Origin of the sequence: Burkholderia ubonensis (genome assembly GCF_001718695.1) — a bacterium.
GTDB classification, from domain to species: domain Bacteria; phylum Pseudomonadota; class Gammaproteobacteria; order Burkholderiales; family Burkholderiaceae; genus Burkholderia; species Burkholderia ubonensis_B.
In genome coordinates, this window is record NZ_CP013421.1 from 871959 (window position 1) to 893736 (window position 21778).

At 67.5% G+C, this 21778-nt stretch carries 17 protein-coding genes, 1 rRNA gene and 1 pseudogene; 7 read left to right on the plus strand and 12 right to left on the minus strand.

Annotated elements, in window-relative coordinates; all coding sequences use genetic code 11:
* Nucleotides 1-477: 477 nt before the first annotated feature.
* From WJ35_RS18660 to WJ35_RS31405, 3 genes are all read right to left on the minus strand, one after another.
* Complete coding sequence (locus WJ35_RS18660; RefSeq protein WP_011879678.1) at nt 478-756, minus strand: HU family DNA-binding protein; 279 nt, start codon at nt 754-756, stop codon at nt 478-480.
* A 397-nt stretch (nt 757-1153) separates the two neighbouring features.
* Nucleotides 1154-2254: a tyrosine-type recombinase/integrase gene (locus WJ35_RS18665; RefSeq protein ID WP_131754453.1), complete on the minus strand. Its 1101-nt coding sequence runs from the start codon at nt 2252-2254 to the stop codon at nt 1154-1156.
* 51 nt (nt 2255-2305) lie between these two features.
* The gene (locus WJ35_RS31405; protein WP_124260287.1) at nt 2306-2452 is read right to left on the minus strand and encodes an Arm DNA-binding domain-containing protein; all 147 of its coding nucleotides are present in this window, start codon (nt 2450-2452) and stop codon (nt 2306-2308) included.
* A 290-nt stretch (nt 2453-2742) separates the two neighbouring features.
* On the opposite strand from WJ35_RS31405, the gene msrB reads away from it, so the two are divergent.
* The 4 genes from msrB (at nt 2743) to WJ35_RS18685 (ending at nt 7312) form a co-directional block, all read left to right on the plus strand.
* Nucleotides 2743-3273 carry a peptide-methionine (R)-S-oxide reductase MsrB gene (gene msrB, locus WJ35_RS18670; protein WP_069239662.1) on the plus strand — a complete coding sequence of 177 codons (531 nt, stop codon included), beginning with the start codon at nt 2743-2745 and terminating at the stop codon, nt 3271-3273.
* Between the two features lie 31 nt (nt 3274-3304).
* Nucleotides 3305-5173: a cytochrome c biogenesis protein DipZ gene (locus tag WJ35_RS18675; RefSeq protein ID WP_069239663.1), complete on the plus strand. Its 1869-nt coding sequence runs from the start codon at nt 3305-3307 to the stop codon at nt 5171-5173.
* 84 nt (nt 5174-5257) lie between these two features.
* The gene (msrA, locus tag WJ35_RS18680; RefSeq protein WP_069239664.1) at nt 5258-6001 is read left to right on the plus strand and encodes a peptide-methionine (S)-S-oxide reductase MsrA; all 744 of its coding nucleotides are present in this window, start codon (nt 5258-5260) and stop codon (nt 5999-6001) included.
* A 192-nt stretch (nt 6002-6193) separates the two neighbouring features.
* Nucleotides 6194-7312 (plus strand): aromatic ring-hydroxylating oxygenase subunit alpha, encoded by a 1119-nt coding sequence (locus WJ35_RS18685; protein ID WP_069239665.1) that lies wholly within the window; start codon nt 6194-6196, stop codon nt 7310-7312.
* A gap of 38 nt (nt 7313-7350) precedes the next feature.
* On the opposite strand, the gene hydA is transcribed toward WJ35_RS18685, so the two are convergent.
* The 5 genes and pseudogenes from hydA to WJ35_RS18710 form a co-directional block, all read right to left on the minus strand.
* Entirely contained in the window at nt 7351-8808 is a 1458-nt protein-coding gene (hydA, locus tag WJ35_RS18690) for a dihydropyrimidinase (protein WP_069239666.1), read from the minus strand.
* 38 nt (nt 8809-8846) lie between these two features.
* Entirely contained in the window at nt 8847-10355 is a 1509-nt protein-coding gene (locus WJ35_RS18695; RefSeq protein WP_060232571.1) for an NCS1 family nucleobase:cation symporter-1, read from the minus strand.
* A gap of 106 nt (nt 10356-10461) precedes the next feature.
* Nucleotides 10462-11770 (minus strand): annotated as a pseudogene (gene preA, locus WJ35_RS18700) (NAD-dependent dihydropyrimidine dehydrogenase subunit PreA).
* Between the two features lie 100 nt (nt 11771-11870).
* The gene (locus tag WJ35_RS18705; RefSeq protein WP_069239667.1) at nt 11871-13208 is read right to left on the minus strand and encodes an NAD(P)-dependent oxidoreductase; all 1338 of its coding nucleotides are present in this window, start codon (nt 13206-13208) and stop codon (nt 11871-11873) included.
* 125 nt (nt 13209-13333) lie between these two features.
* Nucleotides 13334-14614 carry a Zn-dependent hydrolase gene (locus WJ35_RS18710; protein ID WP_060232580.1) on the minus strand — a complete coding sequence of 427 codons (1281 nt, stop codon included), beginning with the start codon at nt 14612-14614 and terminating at the stop codon, nt 13334-13336.
* Between the two features lie 354 nt (nt 14615-14968).
* Between WJ35_RS18710 and WJ35_RS18715 the strand changes: the two genes are divergently transcribed.
* Nucleotides 14969-15655 carry a TetR/AcrR family transcriptional regulator gene (locus WJ35_RS18715; protein WP_069239668.1) on the plus strand — a complete coding sequence of 229 codons (687 nt, stop codon included), beginning with the start codon at nt 14969-14971 and terminating at the stop codon, nt 15653-15655.
* Nucleotides 15656-15745: 90 nt separating this feature from the next.
* Here WJ35_RS18715 and WJ35_RS18720 read toward each other — a convergent pair whose 3' ends face one another.
* The 3 genes from WJ35_RS18720 to WJ35_RS18730 are packed head-to-tail and all read right to left on the minus strand — an operon-like array spanning nt 15746 to nt 19428.
* Nucleotides 15746-16936, minus strand: coding sequence for an acetyl-CoA C-acetyltransferase (locus WJ35_RS18720; protein ID WP_069239669.1), 1191 nt, complete (start codon nt 16934-16936; stop codon nt 15746-15748).
* A gap of 23 nt (nt 16937-16959) precedes the next feature.
* On the minus strand, nt 16960-17727 hold the full coding sequence (locus WJ35_RS18725; RefSeq protein ID WP_069239670.1) for a 3-hydroxyacyl-CoA dehydrogenase: 768 nt from the start codon (nt 17725-17727) through the stop codon (nt 16960-16962).
* A 33-nt stretch (nt 17728-17760) separates the two neighbouring features.
* Nucleotides 17761-19428 carry an acyl-CoA synthetase gene (locus WJ35_RS18730; RefSeq protein WP_069239671.1) on the minus strand — a complete coding sequence of 556 codons (1668 nt, stop codon included), beginning with the start codon at nt 19426-19428 and terminating at the stop codon, nt 17761-17763.
* Between the two features lie 138 nt (nt 19429-19566).
* Between WJ35_RS18730 and WJ35_RS18735 the strand changes: the two genes are divergently transcribed.
* Together WJ35_RS18735 and WJ35_RS18740 are read left to right on the plus strand one after the other, a co-directional pair.
* Nucleotides 19567-20580 carry an AraC family transcriptional regulator gene (locus tag WJ35_RS18735; protein ID WP_069239672.1) on the plus strand — a complete coding sequence of 338 codons (1014 nt, stop codon included), beginning with the start codon at nt 19567-19569 and terminating at the stop codon, nt 20578-20580.
* A gap of 367 nt (nt 20581-20947) precedes the next feature.
* Nucleotides 20948-21325 (plus strand): nuclear transport factor 2 family protein, encoded by a 378-nt coding sequence (locus WJ35_RS18740; protein ID WP_059568600.1) that lies wholly within the window; start codon nt 20948-20950, stop codon nt 21323-21325.
* 252 nt (nt 21326-21577) lie between these two features.
* Here WJ35_RS18740 and rrf read toward each other — a convergent pair.
* Nucleotides 21578-21690 (minus strand): 5S ribosomal RNA (gene rrf, locus WJ35_RS18745).
* Between the last annotated feature and the right edge of the window lie 88 nt (nt 21691-21778).

Here is a 21778-nt window from a genome sequence, read left to right on the forward strand (position 1 = left end):
CCCGCACGCAGGTGGAGCATATTGGACAGCGCGGCGATCGACTCAACGTCGCCGCATCCGCCACATAGCGCTGCAAACGCGAGATGGTGCTTGAGCGACAAGCGGCGGACTTGGTCGGCGGGAAGTGGGAGCAATTGCTCTTCGTCATCGCGCGACGCACGGGACAGTGTTTTCGCATTAATCAACGGCCCAAACAACAGAACGAGTGGTCCAGCGGGTATCGCTGACGTTACTCGTCAGCGAAGCTCCGTTCCGCGTATACGAGCTCGCGAACAGCGGACGAGTCGCCATTGCTGGATTGAGGCGCGCTCCACGTTTGTCGCGAACTTGGAGCCGGACGTAGATTGTACAGACACTGTCTGCACAATTCGGTAGACCGGCAAATCAAGTCAGACTCGTGCACCCGCACGAACGCGACGACACTGGCGTTCTCACGGAGGCGGCCCCGCATAGGCGCCAGGCGCAACTCGCACGATGTCACGATCCGTTCACTGCGTCCTTAAACGCCTTACCGGCGGCGAACTTCACAGTATTTGCTGCGGCAATGGCGATCTCCTCGCCCGTCGTCGGATTGCGACCGGTACGCGCTGAGCGCTGTCCCCGCGAAAATGCCCCGAAGCCGATGAGCTGCACCGCTTCGTCGCGGCTCACCGCGTCCGTGATCGCATCCAGCACCGCCTGAACAGTTTTGCTCGCGTCGCTTTTACTGACACCCGCGCCCGCGGCGACCGCGTCGATGAGTTCCTGTTTGTTCATGGACTTGTCCGGATCATAAAGTCAAAGTCGCACCCTACCGCATCCAACAGTCCACAAGCAAACCGCAGGGCGGCCGATGCAGCCAGTATCCGCCAGAACCTGCCCTCTTCCGCTCGTGGCAACCCGCGCACTTACCACTGCGGACCACGGGCACGACCATCGGTACCCGGCGGCCACCGCACTTGCCCCTATAGGCGCCCCACACCGATGGAATGTCTCGAGGGAACAGGAATGAAGCACCGCATCCCCGTCGATTCTCAGGCACCTTTAACCGTGATAACTCGGATTATCAGGGTTACATATTCCTTCTTCCCTCTGCGGAGAAACGCTCCCCGATTACGGCGCGAACAGAAAGCGTACGTTTTCTGTACTCATGCCCAGCAATACCGACAAACGGTCACCCCATCGCCGCCATGCGTCGCGCATCATAGTCGAACCGCAGATAGATTCGATCAAGCGGATCATTGCGCGCGTGGTTCAGGCATCGATGCACGATGCTTTCTGCGATGCCGAGCGACTGCATCATCGTTGCGCACGTCCGGCGCAGGTCGTGACATTTCCATTGGCCACCCGGGACCGTGAGCGCATCGGTTGCCCTTGTGCGGCCTTCGGTCGGTGCATCCTTCGGGCGTTGCCGGTCATGGATAGCCCCGCACGCCGTACTAATACTGACGTGCGGCAGTTTGCCCTTCTCCGACGGAAACACATATTCGCGGCGTGCGTCGCCTTCAGGCATGCCGGCGCGCACGACCTGCTGCGCTGCAAACTGTGCAAGAACGAAATCGGACAGATGAATCGTGATCGCCGCGTTCGACTTCGTGCGTTCCTTTGGAATCGTCCACGTCCGTGCTTTGAAGTCGAGATCAGTCCAGCGCGTCGGGAGCGTTTCGCCGACGCGTGTTCCGCACGCAAGCATCACCCATACTGCTGACTCAATGGAACGTGGAAGCCGCGCGGCTGGAATCAGTTCACCGAGTAGTCGGATTTCGTCGTCCGTAAGCGTCCGGTTACGCTCATTGCCACGCACCGGGTCGTAATCAGCTGAAACGACATCCTCTTTTGCAAGCGCGAGCACATCGCAATCGATCAGCAAGCGCTTCCACGGCTGGCTTCGTTCGCCCCACCGAATCATTTGCTGGATCGTTATCAACATCTCGACCGCTTGCCGGTTATGTCCCACGTCGGAAATCGCGGTAAGCAGCGGCAGCACGTTCGACGCAAACACGCCTGAGACCCTGTGTGTACGGAGAGACGGCAGCATATGTTTTTCCATCGCACTTCGAAGCGACTTACCGCCATCCTTCCGGCCTTTCCTGCCGCGCTTCTTGTTGATCGTCGCGAACCACGCATCGAATAAGTCGCCGAACGTGAGGTCCGCCATCGCCGCTTTTGCAACCTTCGCCTGGCGTTCACGCTTCTTCGCTTCGAGATAGTCCATGCCGTCGCGCGCTTGCGAACGAATCGTCGCCGCTGCTGCGCGTGCATCCTCGAGGGACAACTGCGCATCTGTCGTCGAGCGTGCCCACGCCTTGCCGAGCGGCTTGTCGAGCTACTTACCATTGATGCTGACGCGAACAAACCAGGTCTTTCCGCCGACCGGGCCGACACGCAGGAACAGTCCCCGCCCATCCGACAGGAAATACCGCTTTCCGGTCGCCCTTGCGGCTTCGATTTGCCTGACCGTCAGTGCACCCATGATCGCCCTCCATTGATTTCGTCATCGGTCGGCTCGTGCATCCCAATGCAGAGCCTACCCGACACCACGAACACTAAAAAGTTGCGGCTCGCGCGGGATTTCCGCGGAAGTGGACGGACCACGAATACCCTGCAAACCCTTGTCAGACGGGGCTTTGATGGATTTCACCGGACCTGACCGGAACACCCGGCAAATGATCACAAATCTTTTAACTTTCCGTGAGGACTTCGACACCGGCCGCTGCCTACGCTGTGCGCATGTTTCCAGGACCTGCCTTCCAGGAGCCCATCATGCCCACCCGCAGACATCTGCTGTTCGCCGGCGCCACCGGTCTCGCGGCGCTCGCCGCGCTGTCGTCGGCAGGCCGCCGCATGCTGGTCGGCCGCGCATTCGCCGCGCCGCCCGGCGCACGCGGCGCCACCGCGTCGTTCGACGTTACCCGCAGCGAAGCCGAATGGCGCCGCCGCCTCACGCCGGCCCAATACACGGTGCTGCGCGAAGCCGGCACCGAGCGGCCGTACAGTAGCCCGCTGAACGACGAGCACCGGCGCGGCACGTTCGCGTGCGCGGGCTGCCAGCTCCCGCTGTTCTCGTCGACGACGAAATTCGACAGCCATACCGGCTGGCCGAGCTTCTGGGCGCCGCTCGATCACGCGGTCATCACGAAGACCGACCTGTCGTTCGGGATGATCCGCACCGAAGTGCTGTGCCGCCGCTGCGGCGGCCACCTCGGCCACGTGTTCGACGACGGGCCGAAGCCGACCGGGCTGCGCTACTGCATGAACGGCCTCGCGCTCGCGTTCCACCCGGCCCCGGCCTGATCCCGCCCCGAAACCTCACGGAGACTGCCTCATGCTGCTCATCGTCCTCGCCTATCTCGGCGGCGTGCTCACGATCCTGAGCCCGTGCATCCTGCCCGTGCTGCCGTTCGTGTTCGCGCGCGCCGACCAGCCGTTCACGCGCACCGGCCTGCCGCTCCTCGCCGGCATGGCGCTCACGTTCGCCGTCGTCGCGACGCTGGCCGCCGTCGGCGGCGGCTGGGCCGCGCAGGCCAACCAGGCCGGCCGCTGGGCCGCCCTCGCGCTGCTCGCGGTGTTCGGGCTGACGCTGCTGATGCCGCGGCTCGCGGAACACCTGACCCGCCCGCTCGTCGCCGCCGGCAACCGGCTCACCGGTCTCGCGCAGCGCGACGGCCGCCCGGCCGGCCCCGGCTCGTCGCTCCTGCTCGGCATCGCGACCGGCCTGCTGTGGGCCCCGTGCGCCGGGCCGATCCTCGGGCTCGTGCTGACCGGCGCCGCGCTGCACGGCGCGAACGTCGGCACGACGCTGCTGCTCGTCGCGTACGCGGCCGGCGCATCGACGTCGCTCGGCGTCGCGCTCGTGATCGGCGGCAGGGTGTTCGCCGCGATGAAGCGCTCGCTCGGCGCGGGCGAATGGATCAAGCGCGGGATCGGCGCCGCGCTGCTGGCCGGGGTCGGCGCGATCGCGCTCGGCCTCGATACGGGCGCGCTGGCGCGGCTGTCGACGGTCACCACGGCCGGCCTCGAAACGAAACTCGTCGACCGCCTCACCGCACGCGGGTCGGCGGCACAACCGGCGATGGCCGCGACGGGCGGCACGACGACCATCGCAGCCATGACCGCCGCGGACGCGCCCGCGCAGCCGGACGGCGCGATGATGCGGGCCGCCGACGCGTCGCCGCAACCGGCCGTGCAGGCGATGCGCGCCGCCGCACCGGCCGCGCTGCCGGTCGAAGGCACGCTGCCGCCGCTCGACGGCGCGGTGCAGTGGCTGAACTCGCCGCCGCTCACCACCGCCGGCCTGCGCGGCAAGGTCGTGCTCGTCGACTTCTGGACCTATTCGTGCATCAACTGCCTGCGCACGCTTCCGTACATCAACGCGTGGGCGCGCAAGTACGCACCGTACGGGCTCGTCGTGATCGGCGTGCACGCGCCGGAATTCGCGTTCGAGCGCGACATCGGCAACGTCCGGAAGGCCGTCCACGATCTCGGCATCGGCTATCCGGTCGCGATCGACAACAACTATGCGATCTGGCGCGCGTTCGGTAACGAATACTGGCCGGCGCACTACTTCGTCGACGCGCAGGGCCGGATCCGCCGCCATCACTTCGGCGAAGGCGACTATGCGGAATCGGAGCGGGCGATCCAGGCGCTGCTCGCCGAAGCGGGCCGTCCTGACGCGCTGAAGGTGCCGGTCGGGCTTGCCGGCGCACCCGCGCAAGGCGCGCAGGCCGCCGCCGACAACGCGGACATCCGGTCGCCCGAAACCTACGTCGGCTATGCGCGCGCGGCGGATTTCGCGTCGCCGGGCGGCGTGGTGCGCGACGCCGCGCATCGCTACGACGCGCCGGCCCGGCCCGGCCTGAACGACTGGGGCCTCGCCGGCACGTGGAAGGTCGGCGCGGAGGACGCGGCGCTCGCGGCGCCGGCCGGCCGGATCGTCTACCGCTTTCATGCGCGCGACCTGCACCTCGTGCTCGGGCCCGACGCGAACGGCCGGCCGGTGCGCTTCCGGGTCACGCTCGACGGCGCGGCGCCCGGCGACGCGCACGGCGCGGACGTGGACGCGCGCGGCTACGGCACCGTGACCGGACAGCGGCTGTATCAGCTCGTCCGCCAGGCCGGCCCGATCGCGGACCGCACGTTCTCGATCGAGTTTCTCGATCCCGGCGTCGATGCGTATGCATTCACGTTCGGTTGAGCGTCGCATTCGCGCCGCCGCCGTTGCGAGCGCAACGCGCGCGCCGTTCTCGTCATTCCACACAGCATCTCGAAGGAGCAATCGATGATCCCGACATCCACGCGTATTTCCGTGGCACCGCGGCGCGCGGCGCTGCTGCGCCGCCTCGCTGCGCTCGCGCTGGCGGCCGCCGCCGTCTTCGGCTATCAGCGCGTCGTGCGCTCTGCTGAGCCGATCCACAACGCACCGGCGCCGACGCTCGACGAAGCGCCCGCTGCGTCGCACAACGAGACGGCCGTCCTCGCCGGCGGCTGCTTCTGGGGCGTGCAGGGCGTGTTCGAGCACGTGAAGGGCGTGAAGCAGGTCACGGCCGGCTACGCGGGCGGCATGGCGGCGACCGCGCACTACACGCTCGTCGGCACCGGGCTGACGGGCCACGCGGAATCGGTCAGCATCGTCTACGACCCTGCCCAGATCACCTACGGCCGGCTGCTGCAGATCTTCTTCTCGGTCGTGCACGATCCGACCGAGCTCAACCGCCAGGGCCCCGACGACGGCACGCAGTACCGGTCGGCGATCTTCCCGACCAACGCGCAGCAGCGCGCGGTCGCGAACGCGTACATCGCGCAGCTCGGCAACGCGCACGTGTTCCCCGCGCCGATCGTCACGCGCGTCGAGCCGTTCAACGGCTTCTACCCGGCCGAGACCTATCACCAGAACTATCTGGAGCTGCATCCGGACGCGCCGTACATCGCGATCAACGACCTGCCGAAAGTCGCCGCGCTGAAGCAGCGCTTCCCCGCGCTGTATCGCGCCGATGCGGTCCTGTGGCACGACGCGCGACGCTGACACGCCGCCCGCCACGCCGCGCGCACCGCGCGGCCCGGATTGCGCTGCATCAACGAAACGCCTGGCGCGCCGGCCGGACAAACCCGCATCGGTTCAGCTTCGCGCGCCAACTTCGCGTAGACTTCTCCGTTACAGATCGCCGCCGCAACCTGCGGCGCCCGAAATGCAACAGCCAGCCAGGAGGCGTCACGCATGCGCGCAGTGCCTTTGTCTGACAGCAGCACCCTCGAACAACCGGCCACCGAAGCGGTCGTGCGCGACCTGCGGCGCGTGCCGATTCACCCCGATCACTGGTATCCGCTCGCCTGGTCGCGCGAGGTCAAGCGCGGCGGCACGCTCGGCGTGCGCTTTGCCGGCGATCCGATCGTGCTGGTGCGCACCGCGTCCGGCGCGGTGTTCGCGCTCGAGGACCGCTGCGCGCACCGGCAGGTGCCGCTGCACGCGGGCGTCGTGACCGGCGAATCGATCCGCTGCTGCTATCACGGCTGGACCTACGACTGCACCGGGCGCTGCATCGACGTGCCCTACCTCGGCCGCGAGCGCCTGCCGAACGGCGTGCGCGCGTATCCGTGCCGCGAGGTGCACGGCCTGATCTTCGTGTTTCCCGGCGATGCCGCGCTGGCCGGCGAGCGGCCGCTGCCCGAGCTGCCGTCGGCGGAGGACAGCGCGTACAAGACGCGCCGCTTCGGCCGCGAGGTCAAGTGCCACTACTCGTTCATGCACGAGAACCTGATGGACATGAACCACCAGTTCCTGCATCGCCGGCAGATGGGGCAGATGCGCGCGCGTTCCGTGGGCCGCCGCCGCGGCGACGACTGGGTCGAGGTCGACTACACGTTCGCGCGGATGGAGGGCAAGCAGCCCGTCGGCGAGGCGCTCGTGTTCGGCGCGAGCAAGAAGCCCGCCGACCAGGCCGACAAGAGCGTAATGACGGTCCGCACCGGCTATCCGTACCAGACGCTGCGCATCCGCTCGAGCGAAGGCACGCTGGTGATGGACCTGTGGATCGTCTACGTGCCGCTCGACGCGGCGCAGCGCACCAACCGCACGTTCGGCCTGCTGTCGATCCGCAAGCCCGGCATCCCGTTCGCGCTGGACCTCGCGTGGCCGCTGCTCGTGTGGTTCACCGAACGCATCTTCAAGGAGGACCGCTGGATCGTCGAGCTCGAGCAGCAGGCGCACGACGCGCAGGGCGCCGACTGGAACCACGAGGTGTTTCCGGTCATCAACGAATTGCGCGACCTGCTGCGCCATTGCGGCGGCCGCACGGTGATCCCGATCCGCGACGCGGGCGCGAGCGACGCTCGCTGAGCGTCGCCGCCGAGGTTCGCCCTCGGCCTCCCGCGTGCTTACCGGCTACGCTCGACCGGATGCGGTTCGCGCAGCCGGTTGGCGATGCGTGCGGCCTCGTAATACGAGGCCGCGGGCGGCCGCTTCAGATAGCGTCCGGCGCCGCGCACCGCGCGCAGCTCGCCGTCCGCCCACGCCAGCGCGCCGCGCGTCAGCGTATGCGTCGCGACGCCCTGCACCGTCATCCCTTCGAACACATTGAAGTCGACCTTCTGATGATGCGTGTTGGCCGAGATCGTCTTCGTCGCCGCTGGGTCCCACACGACCAGATCGGCGTCCGCCCCCACCTGCACCGCTCCCTTGCGCGGGTACAGGTTGAAGATCTGCGCGGCGTTCGTCGACGTGATCCGCACGAATTCGTTCGGCGTGATGCGCCCGCGATTGACGCCGTGATGCCAAAGCACCGACATCCGGTCCTCGACGCCGCCGCAGCCGTTCGGGATCTTCGTGAAGTCGTCTCGGCCCATCGCCTTCTGCGACGCGCAGAACACGCAGTGATCGGTCGCCGTCGTATGCAGCTGGCCGGACTGCAGCCCGCGCCACAGCGCCTCGCGATGCTCGGCCGAGCGGAACGGCGGGCTCATCACGTGGGCCGCCGCGCGCGTCCAGTCAGGATCGCGATAGACGGCTTCGTCGATCACGAGATGGCCCGGCAGCACTTCGCCGAACACCCGCAGGCCGTCGATGCGCGCGCGCGCGATCGCGTCCACTGCGTCCTTCGCCGACACGTGGACGATATACACCGGCACGCCGAGCACCTGCGCGATGCGGATCGCGCGGTTCGCGGCCTCGCCCTCCACTTCCGGCGGACGCGACAGCGGATGCGCTTCCGGCCCGGTCATCCCGCGCGCGAGCAGCGCCTGCTGCAGGCGGAACACGAGCTCGCCGTTTTCCGCATGCACGGTCGGCAGCGCGCCGAGTTCGAGCGAACGCGAAAAGCTGTTCACGAGAATCTCGTCGTCGGCCATGATCGCATTCTTGTACGCCATGAAGTGCTTGAAGCTCGACACGCCGTGATCGTGCACGAGCGTGCCCATGTCGCGGTGCACGGTCTCGTCCCACCACGTCACCGCGACGTGAAAGCCGTAGTCGGCCGCCGCCTTCTCCGCCCAGCCTCGCCATTCTCGAAACGCGTCCATCAGTGGCTGCTTCGGGCTCGGGATCACGAAATCGATGATGCTCGTCGTCCCGCCCGCGAGCCCCGCGGCGGTGCCGGTGAAGAAATCGTCGCTCGCCGTCGTGCCCATGAACGGCAGCTCCATGTGCGTATGCGGATCGATGCCGCCCGGCATCACGTACTGGTCGTGCGCGTCGACGATCGTCGCGCCGGCCGGCGCGTCGATCCGCTGCGCGATCTGCAGGATCGTGCCGCCGTCCTGCGGATCGGCGCACAGGATGTCCGCGCGATACGTGCGGTCCGCATCGACGACGGTGCCGCCGCGAATCAGGGTTGCCATGTTGCTGCCTCCTCGTTGACTGACAATGTCTGTGCCGTTCAGGCGCTCGCCACCTGCGCGCTTTGCCCGGCGCGCCATTTCATCCACGTTCCATACACGGCCGACGCCAGCACGAGGCCGACGAACCAGGCATAGGTATAGAGCGCGTTGAACAACGCCGGCACGTTCGGAAACGACGCGGGAAACGCCGTATGCAGGAACCCCGGCAGGTTCGGCAGCACGCCGACCGCCAGCGCGGCGAGCGCCGCGGGGTTCCAGCCGCGCGCGTAGCTGAAGCGGCCGTTCTCGTCGAACAGCGCGCGCGTATCGAGCTGCGTGCCGCGAATCAGGAAGTAGTCGACCATCAGGATGCCCGCGACCGGCCCGAGCAGCGCCGAATAGCCGACCAGCCACGTGAAGATGTAGCCGTCGGTCGTCGCGAGGATCTTCCACGGCATCATCACGATCGCGATCGTCGCGGTGATCAGGCCGCCCGTGCGATATGAAATCCGCTTCGGCCACAGGCTGGAGAAGTCGTAGGCAGGACCGACGAGATTCGCGGCGAGGTTGCAGCACATCGTGTCGAGCGTGAGGATCACGAGCGCGATGCCGACGCCGATGCCCGTCATCCGGCTCGTCAGGTCGATCGGATCCCAGATCGCCTTGCCGTAGATCACGACGGTCGCCGACGTCACGACCACCGACACGACCGACAGCAGCGCCATCGGCACCGGCAGCCCGATCGACTGCCCGATCACCTGGTCGCGCTGCGAATGCGCGAAGCGCGTGAAGTCCGGGATGTTGAGCGCGAGCGTCGCCCAGAAGCCGACCATCGCGGTCAGGCCCGGCCAGAACGTCGCCCAGAACAGCCCTGCCTTCCTGCCGCCGGCCGCGAACTGCGACGGCGCCGACAGCATCGAGCCGAACCCGCCCGCCTTCGACGTCGCCCACCAGACGAGCGCAACGCACATCACGACCTTGATCGGCGCCGACCAGCTTTCGAGCCAGCGGATCGAATCGGTGCCGTGCAGGATGAAGTAGAGCTGCAGCGCCCAGAACACCAGGAAGCACGCGAGCTGCCCGACGGAAATGCCGAGCACCGGCAGCGCGGCGCCGTGCAACGCATTGCCGGTCAGGATGTTCAGCAGCGTATAGATCGCGCTGCCGCCGAGCCAGGTCTGGATGCCGTACCAGCCGCACGCAACGATCGCGCGTAGCAGCGCCGGCAGTTTCGCGCCCTGCGTGCCGAACGACGAGCGCACGAGCACCGCGTACGGGATGCCGTGCTTCGCGCCCGCGTGACCGATCAGCAGCATCGGCACGAGCACGATCAGGTTGCCGAGCAGCACGGTCAGCACCGCCTGCCACGGCGACATGCCCTCCTCGGTCAGGCCGGCCGCGAGCATGTACGACGCGATGTTCATCACCATCCCGACCCACAGCGCCGCGAAGTGATACCACTTCCACGTGCGCTGCGCGGCCGTCGTCGGCGCGAGATCGTCGTTGTAGAGACTGCCGCCGTGCGCGGCTGCGCCGTCGGGATCGGCGGGGTTCGCTGTCAGCTTCATCGAAAACGCTCCACGGAATCATCCACGCCCGCGCCGCGTGGCGCGCGACGCCGGGCCGGAAGGATCGGAAACGGCGCCCGGACCGGTACCGGGCGCCGCACGCCGGTCAGGCAGCTTTCGCGTGTTTCGCGGGCTGAGCCGCGCTCGCGCCTGCGTCGACGCGCGCCGGATTGTTCGGATGCGTGGTCCAGTTCGCATAGCCGCCCGCATCGACGCGCGCCATCGTGATGCACTGCTCGACCGGGCACACATGCATGCATAAATTGCACCCGACGCATTCCGCGTCGATCACCTCGAAGTGGCGCACGCCGTCCTTCTCGCGCCGTGATCGCCTGGTGCGACGTGTCCTCGCACGCGATATGGCACAGCCCGCACTGGATGCAGCGGTCCTGGTCGATGCGCGCCTTGATGTCGTAGTTCAGGTTCAGGTATTGCCAGTCGGTGACGTTCGGCACCGCGCGCCCGCGCACGTCGTCGAGCGTCGCGTAGCCTTTCTCGTCCATCCAGTTCGACAGGCCGTCCACGAGATCCGACACGATCCGGAAGCCGTAATGCATCGCGGCCGTGCACACCTGCACGCTGCCCGCGCCGAGCACGATGAACTCGGCCGCGTCGCGCCACGTCGAAATGCCGCCGATGCCGGAGATCGGCAGGTTCGGCGTTTGCGGATCGCGCGCGATTTCGGCGACCATGTTCAGTGCGATCGGCTTGACGGCCGGCCCGCAGTAGCCGCCGTGCGTACCCTTGCCGTCGACCGTCGGAATCGGCGCCATCTGGTCGAGATCCACCGCGACGATCGAATTGATCGTGTTGATCAGCGACACGCCGTCCGCACCGCCCTTGTATGCGGCGCGCGAGCCCATCCGGATGTCGCTGATGTTCGGCGTCAGCTTCACGAGGCACGGCAGCTTCGTGCCTTCCTTGACCCAGCGCGTGACCATTTCGACGTACTCCGGCACCTGCCCGACGGCCGCGCCCATCCCGCGCTCGCTCATTCCGTGCGGGCAGCCGAAGTTGAGTTCGACCGCGTCGGCGCCCGTATCCTCGACGAGTGGCAGGATCCATTTCCAGTCGCGTTCGTTGCACGGCACCATCAGCGACACGATCAGCGCGCGGTCCGGCCAGTCGCGCTTCACCTGCGTGATCTCGCGCAGGTTCACGTCGAGCGGACGGTCGGTGATCAACTCGATGTTGTTCAGCCCCGCGATGCGCTGGCCGTTCCACTGCACCGCGCCGTAGCGCGAGCTGACGTTGACGACGTGCGGATCGAGCCCGAGCGTCTTCCAGACGACGCCGCCCCAGCCCGCTTCGAACGCGCGGTTCACGTTGTAGGCTTTGTCGGTCGGCGGCGCGGACGCGAGCCAGAAGGGATTCGGCGAAGTGATGCCCGCGATGGTGCAGCGAAGGTCGGCCATGTTCGGCTCCGTGAATGAGGGACGTTGATCGTGATCCGCGTGGTGGGGTACGACGCCAGCGATGCCTGCGGTGCGCCCGATGCGCTCGCGCAGGCCGCGCTCACGCCGCCTTGGCGTCGCGCCGCACGAGGGCCGCGTCGATCGACGCCGCCGCGCGCTTGCCGTCCTGCACGGCCTGGACCGTCAGGTCGAGGCCGCCCGTGGCCGCGCAATCGCCGCCCGCCCAGACATCCGGCAACACGGTGCGGCCGTGCGCATCCACGGCGATGCGCGTGCCGTCCGCGGTCAGCAGCGCGGCGTCGATCCCGGCCGGCACCAACGTCTGGCCGATCGCCTTCAGCACCATGTCCGCGTCGATCGTGAAGCATTCGCCCGACGCCGACTCGAATTCGACGCGCGCCACGTGGCCGCCCTCGCCGGCGATGCGCACCGGTTTCGCGTGCGTAACGAGCGTGACGCCGCTCTTCTGCGCGAACTCGCGTTCCGCCCAGGTCGCGCTCATCGCTTCCACGCCGCGGCGATAGACCATCGTGACGCGCGCCGCGCCGAGCTTGCGGCTCTGCACCGCCGCATCGACCGCCGTATTGCCGCCGCCGATCACGACCACGCGGCGTCCGACCGGCACGTTCTCGAGCGCATCAGCCTGCCGCACCTGCTCGATGAAATCGACTGCATTCATCACGCCGGCAAGGTCCTCGCCGTCGAGCGCCAGCGCGCGCACGCCACCGAGGCCGATCGCGAGAAACACCGCATCATGCTGCTGGCGCAGCGCGTCGAGCGTCACGTCGCGTCCGAGCGCGACGCCCGTCTTCAGCTCGATGCCGCCCACCGACAACAGCCAGTCGACCTCGCGCTGCGCGAAATCGTCGACGGTCTTGTAGGCCGCGATGCCGTATTCGTTGAGCCCGCCCGCCTTCGCGTGCGCGTCGAACAGCGTGACGCGATGCCCCGCGAGCGCGAGCCGATGCGCGCACGCAAGCCCCGCCGGCCCCGCGCCGACCACCGCGACGTGACGCCCCGTGTCGGGCGCGCGACGGAACGATACGGCGCCTGTTGCCATCGCCCAGTCGGTCGCGTGCCGCTGCAGCGCGCCGATCGCGACGGGCTGTGCGTCCTGGTGATTGCGCACGCATGCGCCTTCGCACAGGATCTCGGTCGGGCACACGCGCGCGCACATCCCGCCGAGCGGGTTCGCGGACAGGATGTCCGTCGCCGCGCCTTTCAGGTTGCCGTTGCCGATCTTGCGGATGAAGCCGGGGATGTCGATCTGCGTCGGGCATGCGTGCACGCACGGCGCGTCGTAGCAGTAGTGACAGCGGCTTGCCGCCGCGGCCGCGGCGGTCGGATCGAGCAGCGGCGCGATGTCGGCGAATTCGCACGAGAGTTGCGTGGACGACAGGCGGTGCGCGGCGATATCGCCGGTTTGCTGGGTGGCCATACACGTTCCTTCGTCAAGGTGAGGACATAGCCGTGCCTGCCGGCTGCGCGAATGCGGAACCGGGACGGCGGTTTTATGGGCGATGCGGTCAGTCGATAACGGGAATGCCGGCTAGGGCTGCGTCATCATGAAGCGGGTTCGCACGCGCGCGACAGCATCGCGTGCAGCAGCACGTTCGCGCCTGCCTCGATCCATTCGGGCGTCGCGTCCTCGATCTCGTTGTGGCTGATGCCGTCGACGCATGGCACGAACACCATCGACGTCGGCGCGACCTGTGCGAGATAGCACGCGTCGTGGCCCGCGCCCGACACGATGTCGCGATGCGAATAGCCGAAGCGATCGGCCGCGGCGCGCACGGCCCCAACGCAGTCGGCATCGAATGCAACAGGCTTGTAATAGAAGATCTGTTCGAGCTGCGTGCCGAGACCGATGCCGCCAGCGATGCGTGCGACGCCGTCGCGCAGCGCGGCGTCCATCTGCGCGAGCACGGCGTCGTCCGGATGCCGGAAGTCGACTGTGAAGAACACACGCCCCGGGATCACGTTCCGCGAATTCGGAAAGACCTGCATCATGCCGACCGTCGCGCACGCGAACGGCGCGTGATCGAGCCCGATCCGGTTGACGAGATCGACGACGCGCGACGCGCCCAGCAGCGCATCGCGGCGACGCGGCATCGGCGTCGGGCCGGCATGTGCCTCCTGTCCCGTCAGCGTGATTTCGTACCAGCGCTGCCCCTGCGCGTCGGTGACGACGCCGATCGTCTTCTGCTCGGCTTCGAGAATCGGCCCCTGTTCGATATGCAGCTCGAACGCCGCGTGCAGCGGACGCCCGCCGCACGGCACGTCGCCCGCATAACCGATGCGCGCGAGCTCGTCGCCGATCGTCTTGCCGTCGACGTCCTTGCGCGACAGGCCGTAGTCGAGCGAGAACACGCCGGCGAACACGCCCGACGCAACCATCGCGGGCGCGAAGCGCGAGCCTTCCTCGTTGGTCCAGATCACGACTTCGACCGGATGCTCGGTCTCGATCCCGTAGTCATTAAGACTGCGAATCACTTCGAGCCCGCCCAGCACGCCGTAGATGCCGTCGAACCGGCCGCCTGTCGGCTGCGAATCCGCATGCGACCCGGTAACGACGGGCGGCGCGTCCGGCACGCGGCCCTCGCGGCGCATGAACACGTTTCCCATCTGGTCGACCGTTACCGTGCAGCCGGCGGCTTTCGCCCAGCCGACGATCAGGTCGCGACCAGCCTTGTCCAGATCGGTGAGGGCGAGACGGCAGACGCCGCCTTTCGGCGTTGCGCCGATCTTCGCCATCTGCATCAGGCTGTCCCACAAACGCTTGCCGTCGATCTTGATCGACGGGTCGAGTGCCGCCCGCTTCGCTGCTTCGGATACCGCGTTCATTCGCGTCGCTCCTCTGATCAGTCATGCTGTCGGTTCAGTCGCTGCCGGTGCATGCGCGGCCTGTTTCGGGGCATGGCCGCACGCACAAGGTGCACGTTTCCGGTTCACTGCCGGCGAGTGACCGGGCGATTCGGCGGGGTCCTCCGCCGCTCGGCCAATCCTGTCCGATTGGACAGGTTTTAGGCGAATCCCATTGGCAAATCAATGTCTTTCTTGCGTGAAGACTTGTAGCGAGAAGCGTGCCACCGCGTCGCAGCATCGCATGGTGTGCAACGCGATACGGGGGCGTGTCAGCCCGCGGACGAGCGGCTAGAATGAAGCGCAACGCGGCATCCGCGCCGCGCGAGGCCAACGATGAAACGTGACGAAGCCGTAACCGAAGCGATGGAAAGCGAAGCAACGCCCACGCCTTTGCGGCGGCGCAAGGCACATATCCGGGAGTCGAATGAAGCGCATCTGCTTGCGTGCGCCGAAGCCGTGTTCGCGGAGCGCGGGCTCGAGGGCGCGAGCACGGCGATGATCGCCGAACGCGCGGGCCTGCCGAAGGCCAACCTGCATTACTACTTCCCGACGAAGCTGGCGCTGTACCGCCGGGTGCTCGAAGACCTGTTCGAGGACTGGCATCGGGCAGCCAACACGTTCGAGAACAGCGACGACCCGGTCGAAGCGATCGGCGGCTACGTGCGAGCGAAGATGGAGCTGTCGCGCCGGCGGCCGCTAGGCTCGAAGGTGTGGGCGAACGAGATCATCCACGGCGCGGAGCACATGCAGGACATCCTGGCGCAGCGCGTCAAGCCGTGGTTCGATACGCGCGTGAAGGTGATCGACGACTGGAACGCGCGCGGGCTGCTCGCACCGATCGACGCGCAGGCGCTGATGTATCTGATCTGGGCGACGACCCAGCATTACGCGGACTTCGATGCGCAGATCCGCGCGCTGAGCGGCAAGCGCGCGCTCACGCAGAAGGCGTTCGCGGAGAAGACCGAGCAAGTCGTACAGCTCGTGATTCGCGCGTGCGGCGCGGTGTCGCCGAACGCTTAGCGGGGTCGCGCGTGCAGCGTCCCGCGTAAAGCAAAGCGGGCGACGGGTGCGAAACCCGTCGCCCGCTTTGCGTCGCGGCATGCGCCTCGATTATGCGATGCGTTCGATCGCGATCGCCGTCGCCTCGCCGCCGCCGATGCAGAGCGACGCCACGCCGCGCCGCAGCCCATGCGTCTCGAGCGCCGCGAGCAGCGTGACCATCACGCGCGCGCCGGACGCGCCGATCGGGTGGCCGAGCGCGCACGCGCCGCCGTGCACGTTGACTTTGTCGTGCGGCAGGTCGAGATCGCGCATCGCGGCCATCGCGACCACCGCGAACGCTTCGTTGATCTCGAACAGGTCGACGTCCCGCAGCGCCCAGCCGGTCTTCTCCGACAGCTTGCGCAGCGCGCCGACCGGCGCCGTCGGGAACAGTGCGGGCTTGTCGGCATAAGTCGAATGGCCGACGATCACCGCCTTCGGCGTCAGGCCGCGCTTTTCCGCTTCCGACCGGCGCATCAGCACCAGCGCCGCGGCGCCGTCCGAGATCGACGACGAATTCGCGGCCGTCACCGTGCCGCCTTCGCGGAACGCCGGCTTGAGCGTCGGGATCTTGTCGAGCTTCGCCTTGCCCGGCTGCTCGTCGATCGACACGACGGCTTCCGTCTTGCCGGCCTTCACGGTCACCGGCGCGATCTCCGACGTGAAGCGTCCTTCCGCGATCGCGCGTTGCGCGCGCGTGAGCGACGCGATCGCGAACGCGTCCTGCGCGTCGCGCGAAAACGCGTACTCGGCCGCGCATTCGTCGGCGAACGTGCCCATCAGGCGGCCCTTGTCGTACGCGTCCTCGAGGCCGTCGAGGAACATGTGGTCGAGCACCTGCCCGTGGCCCATGCGCATCCCGCCGCGCGCCTTCGGCAGCAGGTACGGCGCGTTGGTCATGCTTTCCATGCCGCCCGCGACGAGCACGTCGGCCGAGCCGGCGACGAGCAGGTCGTGCGCGAACATCGCGGCCTTCATCCCGGAGCCGCACATCTTGTTGACCGTGGTCGCGCCCGCCGCGAGCGGCAGCCCCGCCTTCAGCGCCGCCTGCCGGGCCGGCGCCTGTCCCTGCCCTGCGGGCAGCACGCAGCCGAAGACGATCTCGTCCACCTGGCCGGCCGGCACGCCGGCGCGTTCGAGCGCCGCGCGAATCGCCACCGCGCCCAGCTCGCTCGCCGTCGCGGCGGCCAGGTCGCCCTGGAAACCGCCCATCGGGGTGCGTGCCGTGCCGACGATTACGATCGGGTCCTGCGTCGTCATGATCGAGTTCCTCCAGTACAGTGTCAGCGCGGCGCCATCCGCAACGCGCCGTCGAGTCGAATGACTTCGCCGTTCAGCATCGTGTTCCCGGCGATGTGCCGCACCAGCGCGGCGAACTCCTCCGGGCGGCCGAGACGCGACGGAAACGGCACGCTCCGGCCCAGCGAGTCCTGCACGACCTGCGGCATCCCGGTCATCATCGGCGTCGCGAAGATGCCCGGCGCGATCGTCACGACGCGGATGCCGAAGCGCGCGAGCTCGCGCGCGACCGGCAGCGTCATGCCGACCACGCCGCCCTTCGACGCCGCATAGGCCGCCTGCCCGATCTGCCCGTCGAACGCGGCGATCGACGCGGTGTTGACGATCACGCCGCGCTCGCCGTTCGCGTCGGCGTCCTGCTTCGACATCGCGTCGGCCGCCAGCCGGATCATGTTGAAGGTCCCGACCAGGTTGATCGAGACCGCGCGCGCGAAGCTCGCGAGCCGGTGCGGCCCGTCGCGCCCGACGACCTTCTCGCCAGGCGCGACGCCCGCGCAGTTGACGAGCCCGTCGATCCGGCCGAACGCGTCGAGCGTGGCGGCAAGCGCGGCCTGCCCGTCGGCTTCGCTGGTCACGTCGGTCTTCACGAAGCGCGCGGCCGCGCCGAGCTCGCGTGCGAGGCGCGCGCCGGCCTCGTCATTGACGTCGAGCAGCACGGCCTTGCCGCCGTGCTCGACGACCATGCGCGCCACGGCCGCGCCGAGGCCGGAGCCGGCGCCCGTAATCATGAAAACACGGTCCTTGATGTTCATTCGTCGTCCGATTCAGGGTGAGATATGCGGCGGTCAAGCCGCCTTTTCGGCTTCCATCTTGCGCAGCACGAAGCGCTGGATCTTGCCGCTCGGCGTCTTCGGCAACGCGTCGACGAATTCGACCGCGCGCGGATACGCATGCGCCGACAGGCGCTTCTTCACGTGCAGGCTCAGTTCGTCGGCCAGTGCCGGCGAGCCCGCGTGGCCATCCGACAGCACGACGTACGCCTTGACGATCTCGGTGCGCTCCGGATCGGGCACGCCGATCACGGCCGCCTCCATCACGGCCGGATGCTCGATCAGCGCGCTTTCGACGTCGAACGGCCCGATCCGGTAGCCGGCGGACGTGATCACGTCGTCCGCGCGGCCGATGAAGCTGATGCTGCCGTCCGGCTCCAGCTCCACGTTGTCGCCGGTGCGGTAATAGCCGCCGGCGATGGCCGGCGTCTGCTGGCGCCAGTAGCCGGTGAACCACAGCAGCGGCGAGCGCGCGATGTCGACCGCGAGCACGCCGGGCTGGTTCGGCCCGAGTTCGCGGCCCGCGTCGTCGAGCACCGCGACCCGGTAGCCGGGCATCGCGACGCCGGCCGAGCCGGGATGCACCGGGTGCGCGAGGCCGTGATGGTTGTTCACCACCATGCCGAGCTCGGTCTGCCCGTAGTGATCGCGAATCGGCGCGGCAAGCTCGGCGTCGAACCAGCGGATGACTTCCGGATTCAGCGGTTCGCCCGCGCTGCTCACGACGCGCAGCTTGCCCTTCACGCGCGTTGCAGCTTCGGGGCCGGCCGCCATCAGCAGCCGGTACGCGGTCGGCGAGCCGGCGAGGCTGGTGATGCCCAGCCGCTCGATCACGTCATAGGTGGCGTCGACGGAGAAGCCGCCTTCGACCAGCGTCGTCGCATGGCCGAGCAGCAGCGGCCCGGTGATCGCGTAATAGAGCCCGTAGGCCCAGCCCGGGTCCGCGATGTTCCAGAATCGGTCGTCCGCGCGCAGGTCCACCGCGTCGCGCATGTACGCGCCGAACGCGAGCAACGCGTGCAGCGGCACCGGCACGCCCTTCGGCAGCCCGGTCGTGCCCGACGTCGACATCATCAGGAACAGGTCCGTGCCGGTGCGCGGCACGGGCTCGAATGCATCGGGCTGCGCATCGAGCGCGGCGAGGAAATCGATGTCGCCGGCCGGGAGCGCCTCGCCCGGTTCGCGCACGGTCGCGATTCGCGGGCAATCCGCCAACTCATCGAGCTTGCCGCGGTTCGCGACGTTGGTCACGACCAGCTTCGCGTCGCTCATGCGCAGCCGGTGCTCGATCGCCTTCGGCCCGAACGCCGTGAACAGCGGCTGGTAGACCGCGCCCGCGCGCCACACGCCGAGGATCGTCGCGACCAGTTCGGGCGTGCGCGGCAGCAGGCCGGCCACGACGTCGCCGGGCTGCACGCCCTGTTCGACCAGCAGGTTCGCGACGCGCGCCGACAGCGCGAGCATCTGCGCGAACGTATAGCTGCTGTGTCGGCCGCCGGCGTCGATCCAGTCGAGCGCGATGGCGTCGGGGTTCGCCGCGGCATGGCGGTCGCAGCATTCGATGCAGGCGTTCAGACCCTGCTCGAGGTCGCCGTGCAGCTGCGCGGCGGCCGTCTCGATACGGAAGCCGGCAACGGCGTCGGCGTAGGCCGGCGCCGCCCGGGCGGTTGCTCCATTGCGCATGCTTGTCTCCTGTTTCGTTATGACCGTCGGCGAACCGCGGCTATGTCGATGATGGTAGACAGCGGCCACATTGCAATCAATGACAAAGCGAATCTAGAATCGTGATCGCTTTTGCCATGTCCGGAGGAGATCAAGAGTATGGCGCCGCAGATGATTTCGCCCGGTTTCGTCGAGGATGCGCTCGAATGCCTGCACCGGCAACGCATCCCGGCCGAGCCGGTGCTGCGGGCAGCCGGACTCCGGACGGCAGTGCGCGAACCCGTCACGCCGCAGCAGTACGGACGGCTGTGGCTCGCTATCGCCAGCGCAATCGACGACGAATTCTTCGGGCTTGCGGCTCGACCGATGCGGCGCGGCAGCTTCGCGCTGCTGTGTCACGCGGTCCTGCATGCGGCCACGCTCGAGCAGGCGCTGCGGCGCGCGCTGCGGTTTCTGCGGGTGGTGCTCGACGAACCGCGCGGCGAGCTCGTCGTTGCCGACGGTCAGGCGCAGATCGTCCTCACGCAAGCGGGCGCGCCCTATTCGGCGTTCGCGTACCGCACGTTCTGGCTGATCCTGCTCGGGCTCGCGTGCTGGCTGATCGGGCGGCGCATTCCGTTGCGGCGCATCGATTTTGCGTGCCCGAGCCCGGACCAGCGCAGCGACTACCATCAATTCTTCGGTGTACCGGTGCATTTCGATCGCCCCGACAGCAGGCTTGCGTTCAATGCCGCGTATCTGTCGTTGCCGACGATCCGCTCCGCACAATCGCTGAAGACATTTCTGCGCGGCGCACCGGGGAACTTGCTGGTCCGTTACCGGCACGATAGCGGCTGGGTCGCGAAGACACGTGCGCACCTGAAAGCGTTACCAGCCGCCGAGTGGCCGAACTTCGACGCGCTGGCCGCGCGGCTCGACATGCCGCCGGCGACGCTGCGACGGCGCTTGCGCAGCGAAGGGCAGAGCTTCGCGGCGATCAAGGACGAGATGCGCAGTGCGCTGGCACAGGCGCTGCTGCGCGGACATAAGCTCAGTGTCGCGGAGATCGCAGCCGAACTCGGCTTCTCCGAGCCGAGCGCGTTTCATCGCGCGTTCCGCAAATGGACGGGGAAGAGTCCGGGGGCTTTCCGGCGCGATGTCAATGCGGTGCAGTTGGAGCGTGGAGGGGGTTGAGCCGATACGGTTGCGGCGCGGGCGTGTATTGTGGTTTGGCGCGTCAACGCTCGCTGCGCGGGACCGGCGGCGGATTTGGGAACGATTCTGGAATGGCGGTGTACTGTTGATTGGCGCCGGTGGTTCTTGTGGCGTGATGCTGCGCGGCGGATCGATGCTGTGCTGTGAGCACGGCAAGCAGCTGACATATTCAATGTCGCGGTCGCGTCTCTCTTTTGGGGCGGCACCTCACATCGACCGCCGTGTGGCCGACCATGATGACACGCTTTCAAAGGCCGAATGACGTTGGCCGCGTAGCCGAGCTTCCGTAGCGCCTTATGGACGATGCAGCAAACCCCAACTTTTCAAGCTGATGCGAGGCCCGGACATGAATTCAGCTCGTGAAATCATTGAACCGTATGAAATCGCGCTCCGCGCGGCGATGCTGAGCAACGACGTCGACGCATTGGACACGCTGCTTGATGATGACCTGATTTTCACCATTCCGACGGGGCAGATCATTTCGAAACACGACGACCTGGCCGCGCATCGCGCGAAGCTGTTGCGCGTGGACACGCTGGATCTCGTGGAGATGCGGGTACAGGCAATCGGCGAGATGATCGTCACCGCGACAACGGTCGTGCTTGCCGGTGATTTCGACGGCACGGCGTTCAGCGGCAGGTTCGCCTACACGCGGCTGTGGCGCCCAGTAGGAGATCGTTGGCGCGTGGCCGCCGGACATGCATCGCAGATATCGCAAGCTTGATGCATCGCGCGTTCCGGCGATGAGCAGTTCCGCGGCAGCGTAACGATTAGGGGATATGGGCCGACTCGTCGTGAACCTGGTGAGCAGCGTGGCTTCTAGCGAGTCGGTCCTGGGCACATCACCGAGCTATCGCAAACCGACCGGGTTCGTTCGATCCCGCCGACTCGAGCCGATGCAGCTGGCCGAGTGCTCTTTCTGCCGCGCCAATGCAAAAACCCCCGCCGGTTGGGCGGGGGTTTCTGGCTAGGGGGAGCCTGACGATTACCTACTTTCACACGGGGATCCGCACTATCATCGGCGTAGAGTCGTTTCACGGTCCTGTTCGGGATGGGAAGGGGTGGGACCGACTCGCTATGGTCATCAGGCAAAGAGGGTTGTCCTGCTGGCTTGGGCCAACAGAACCAATCTAGGAAGAAGCAGTAATTGAGGTTGTGTGTATCACACACGAGAATC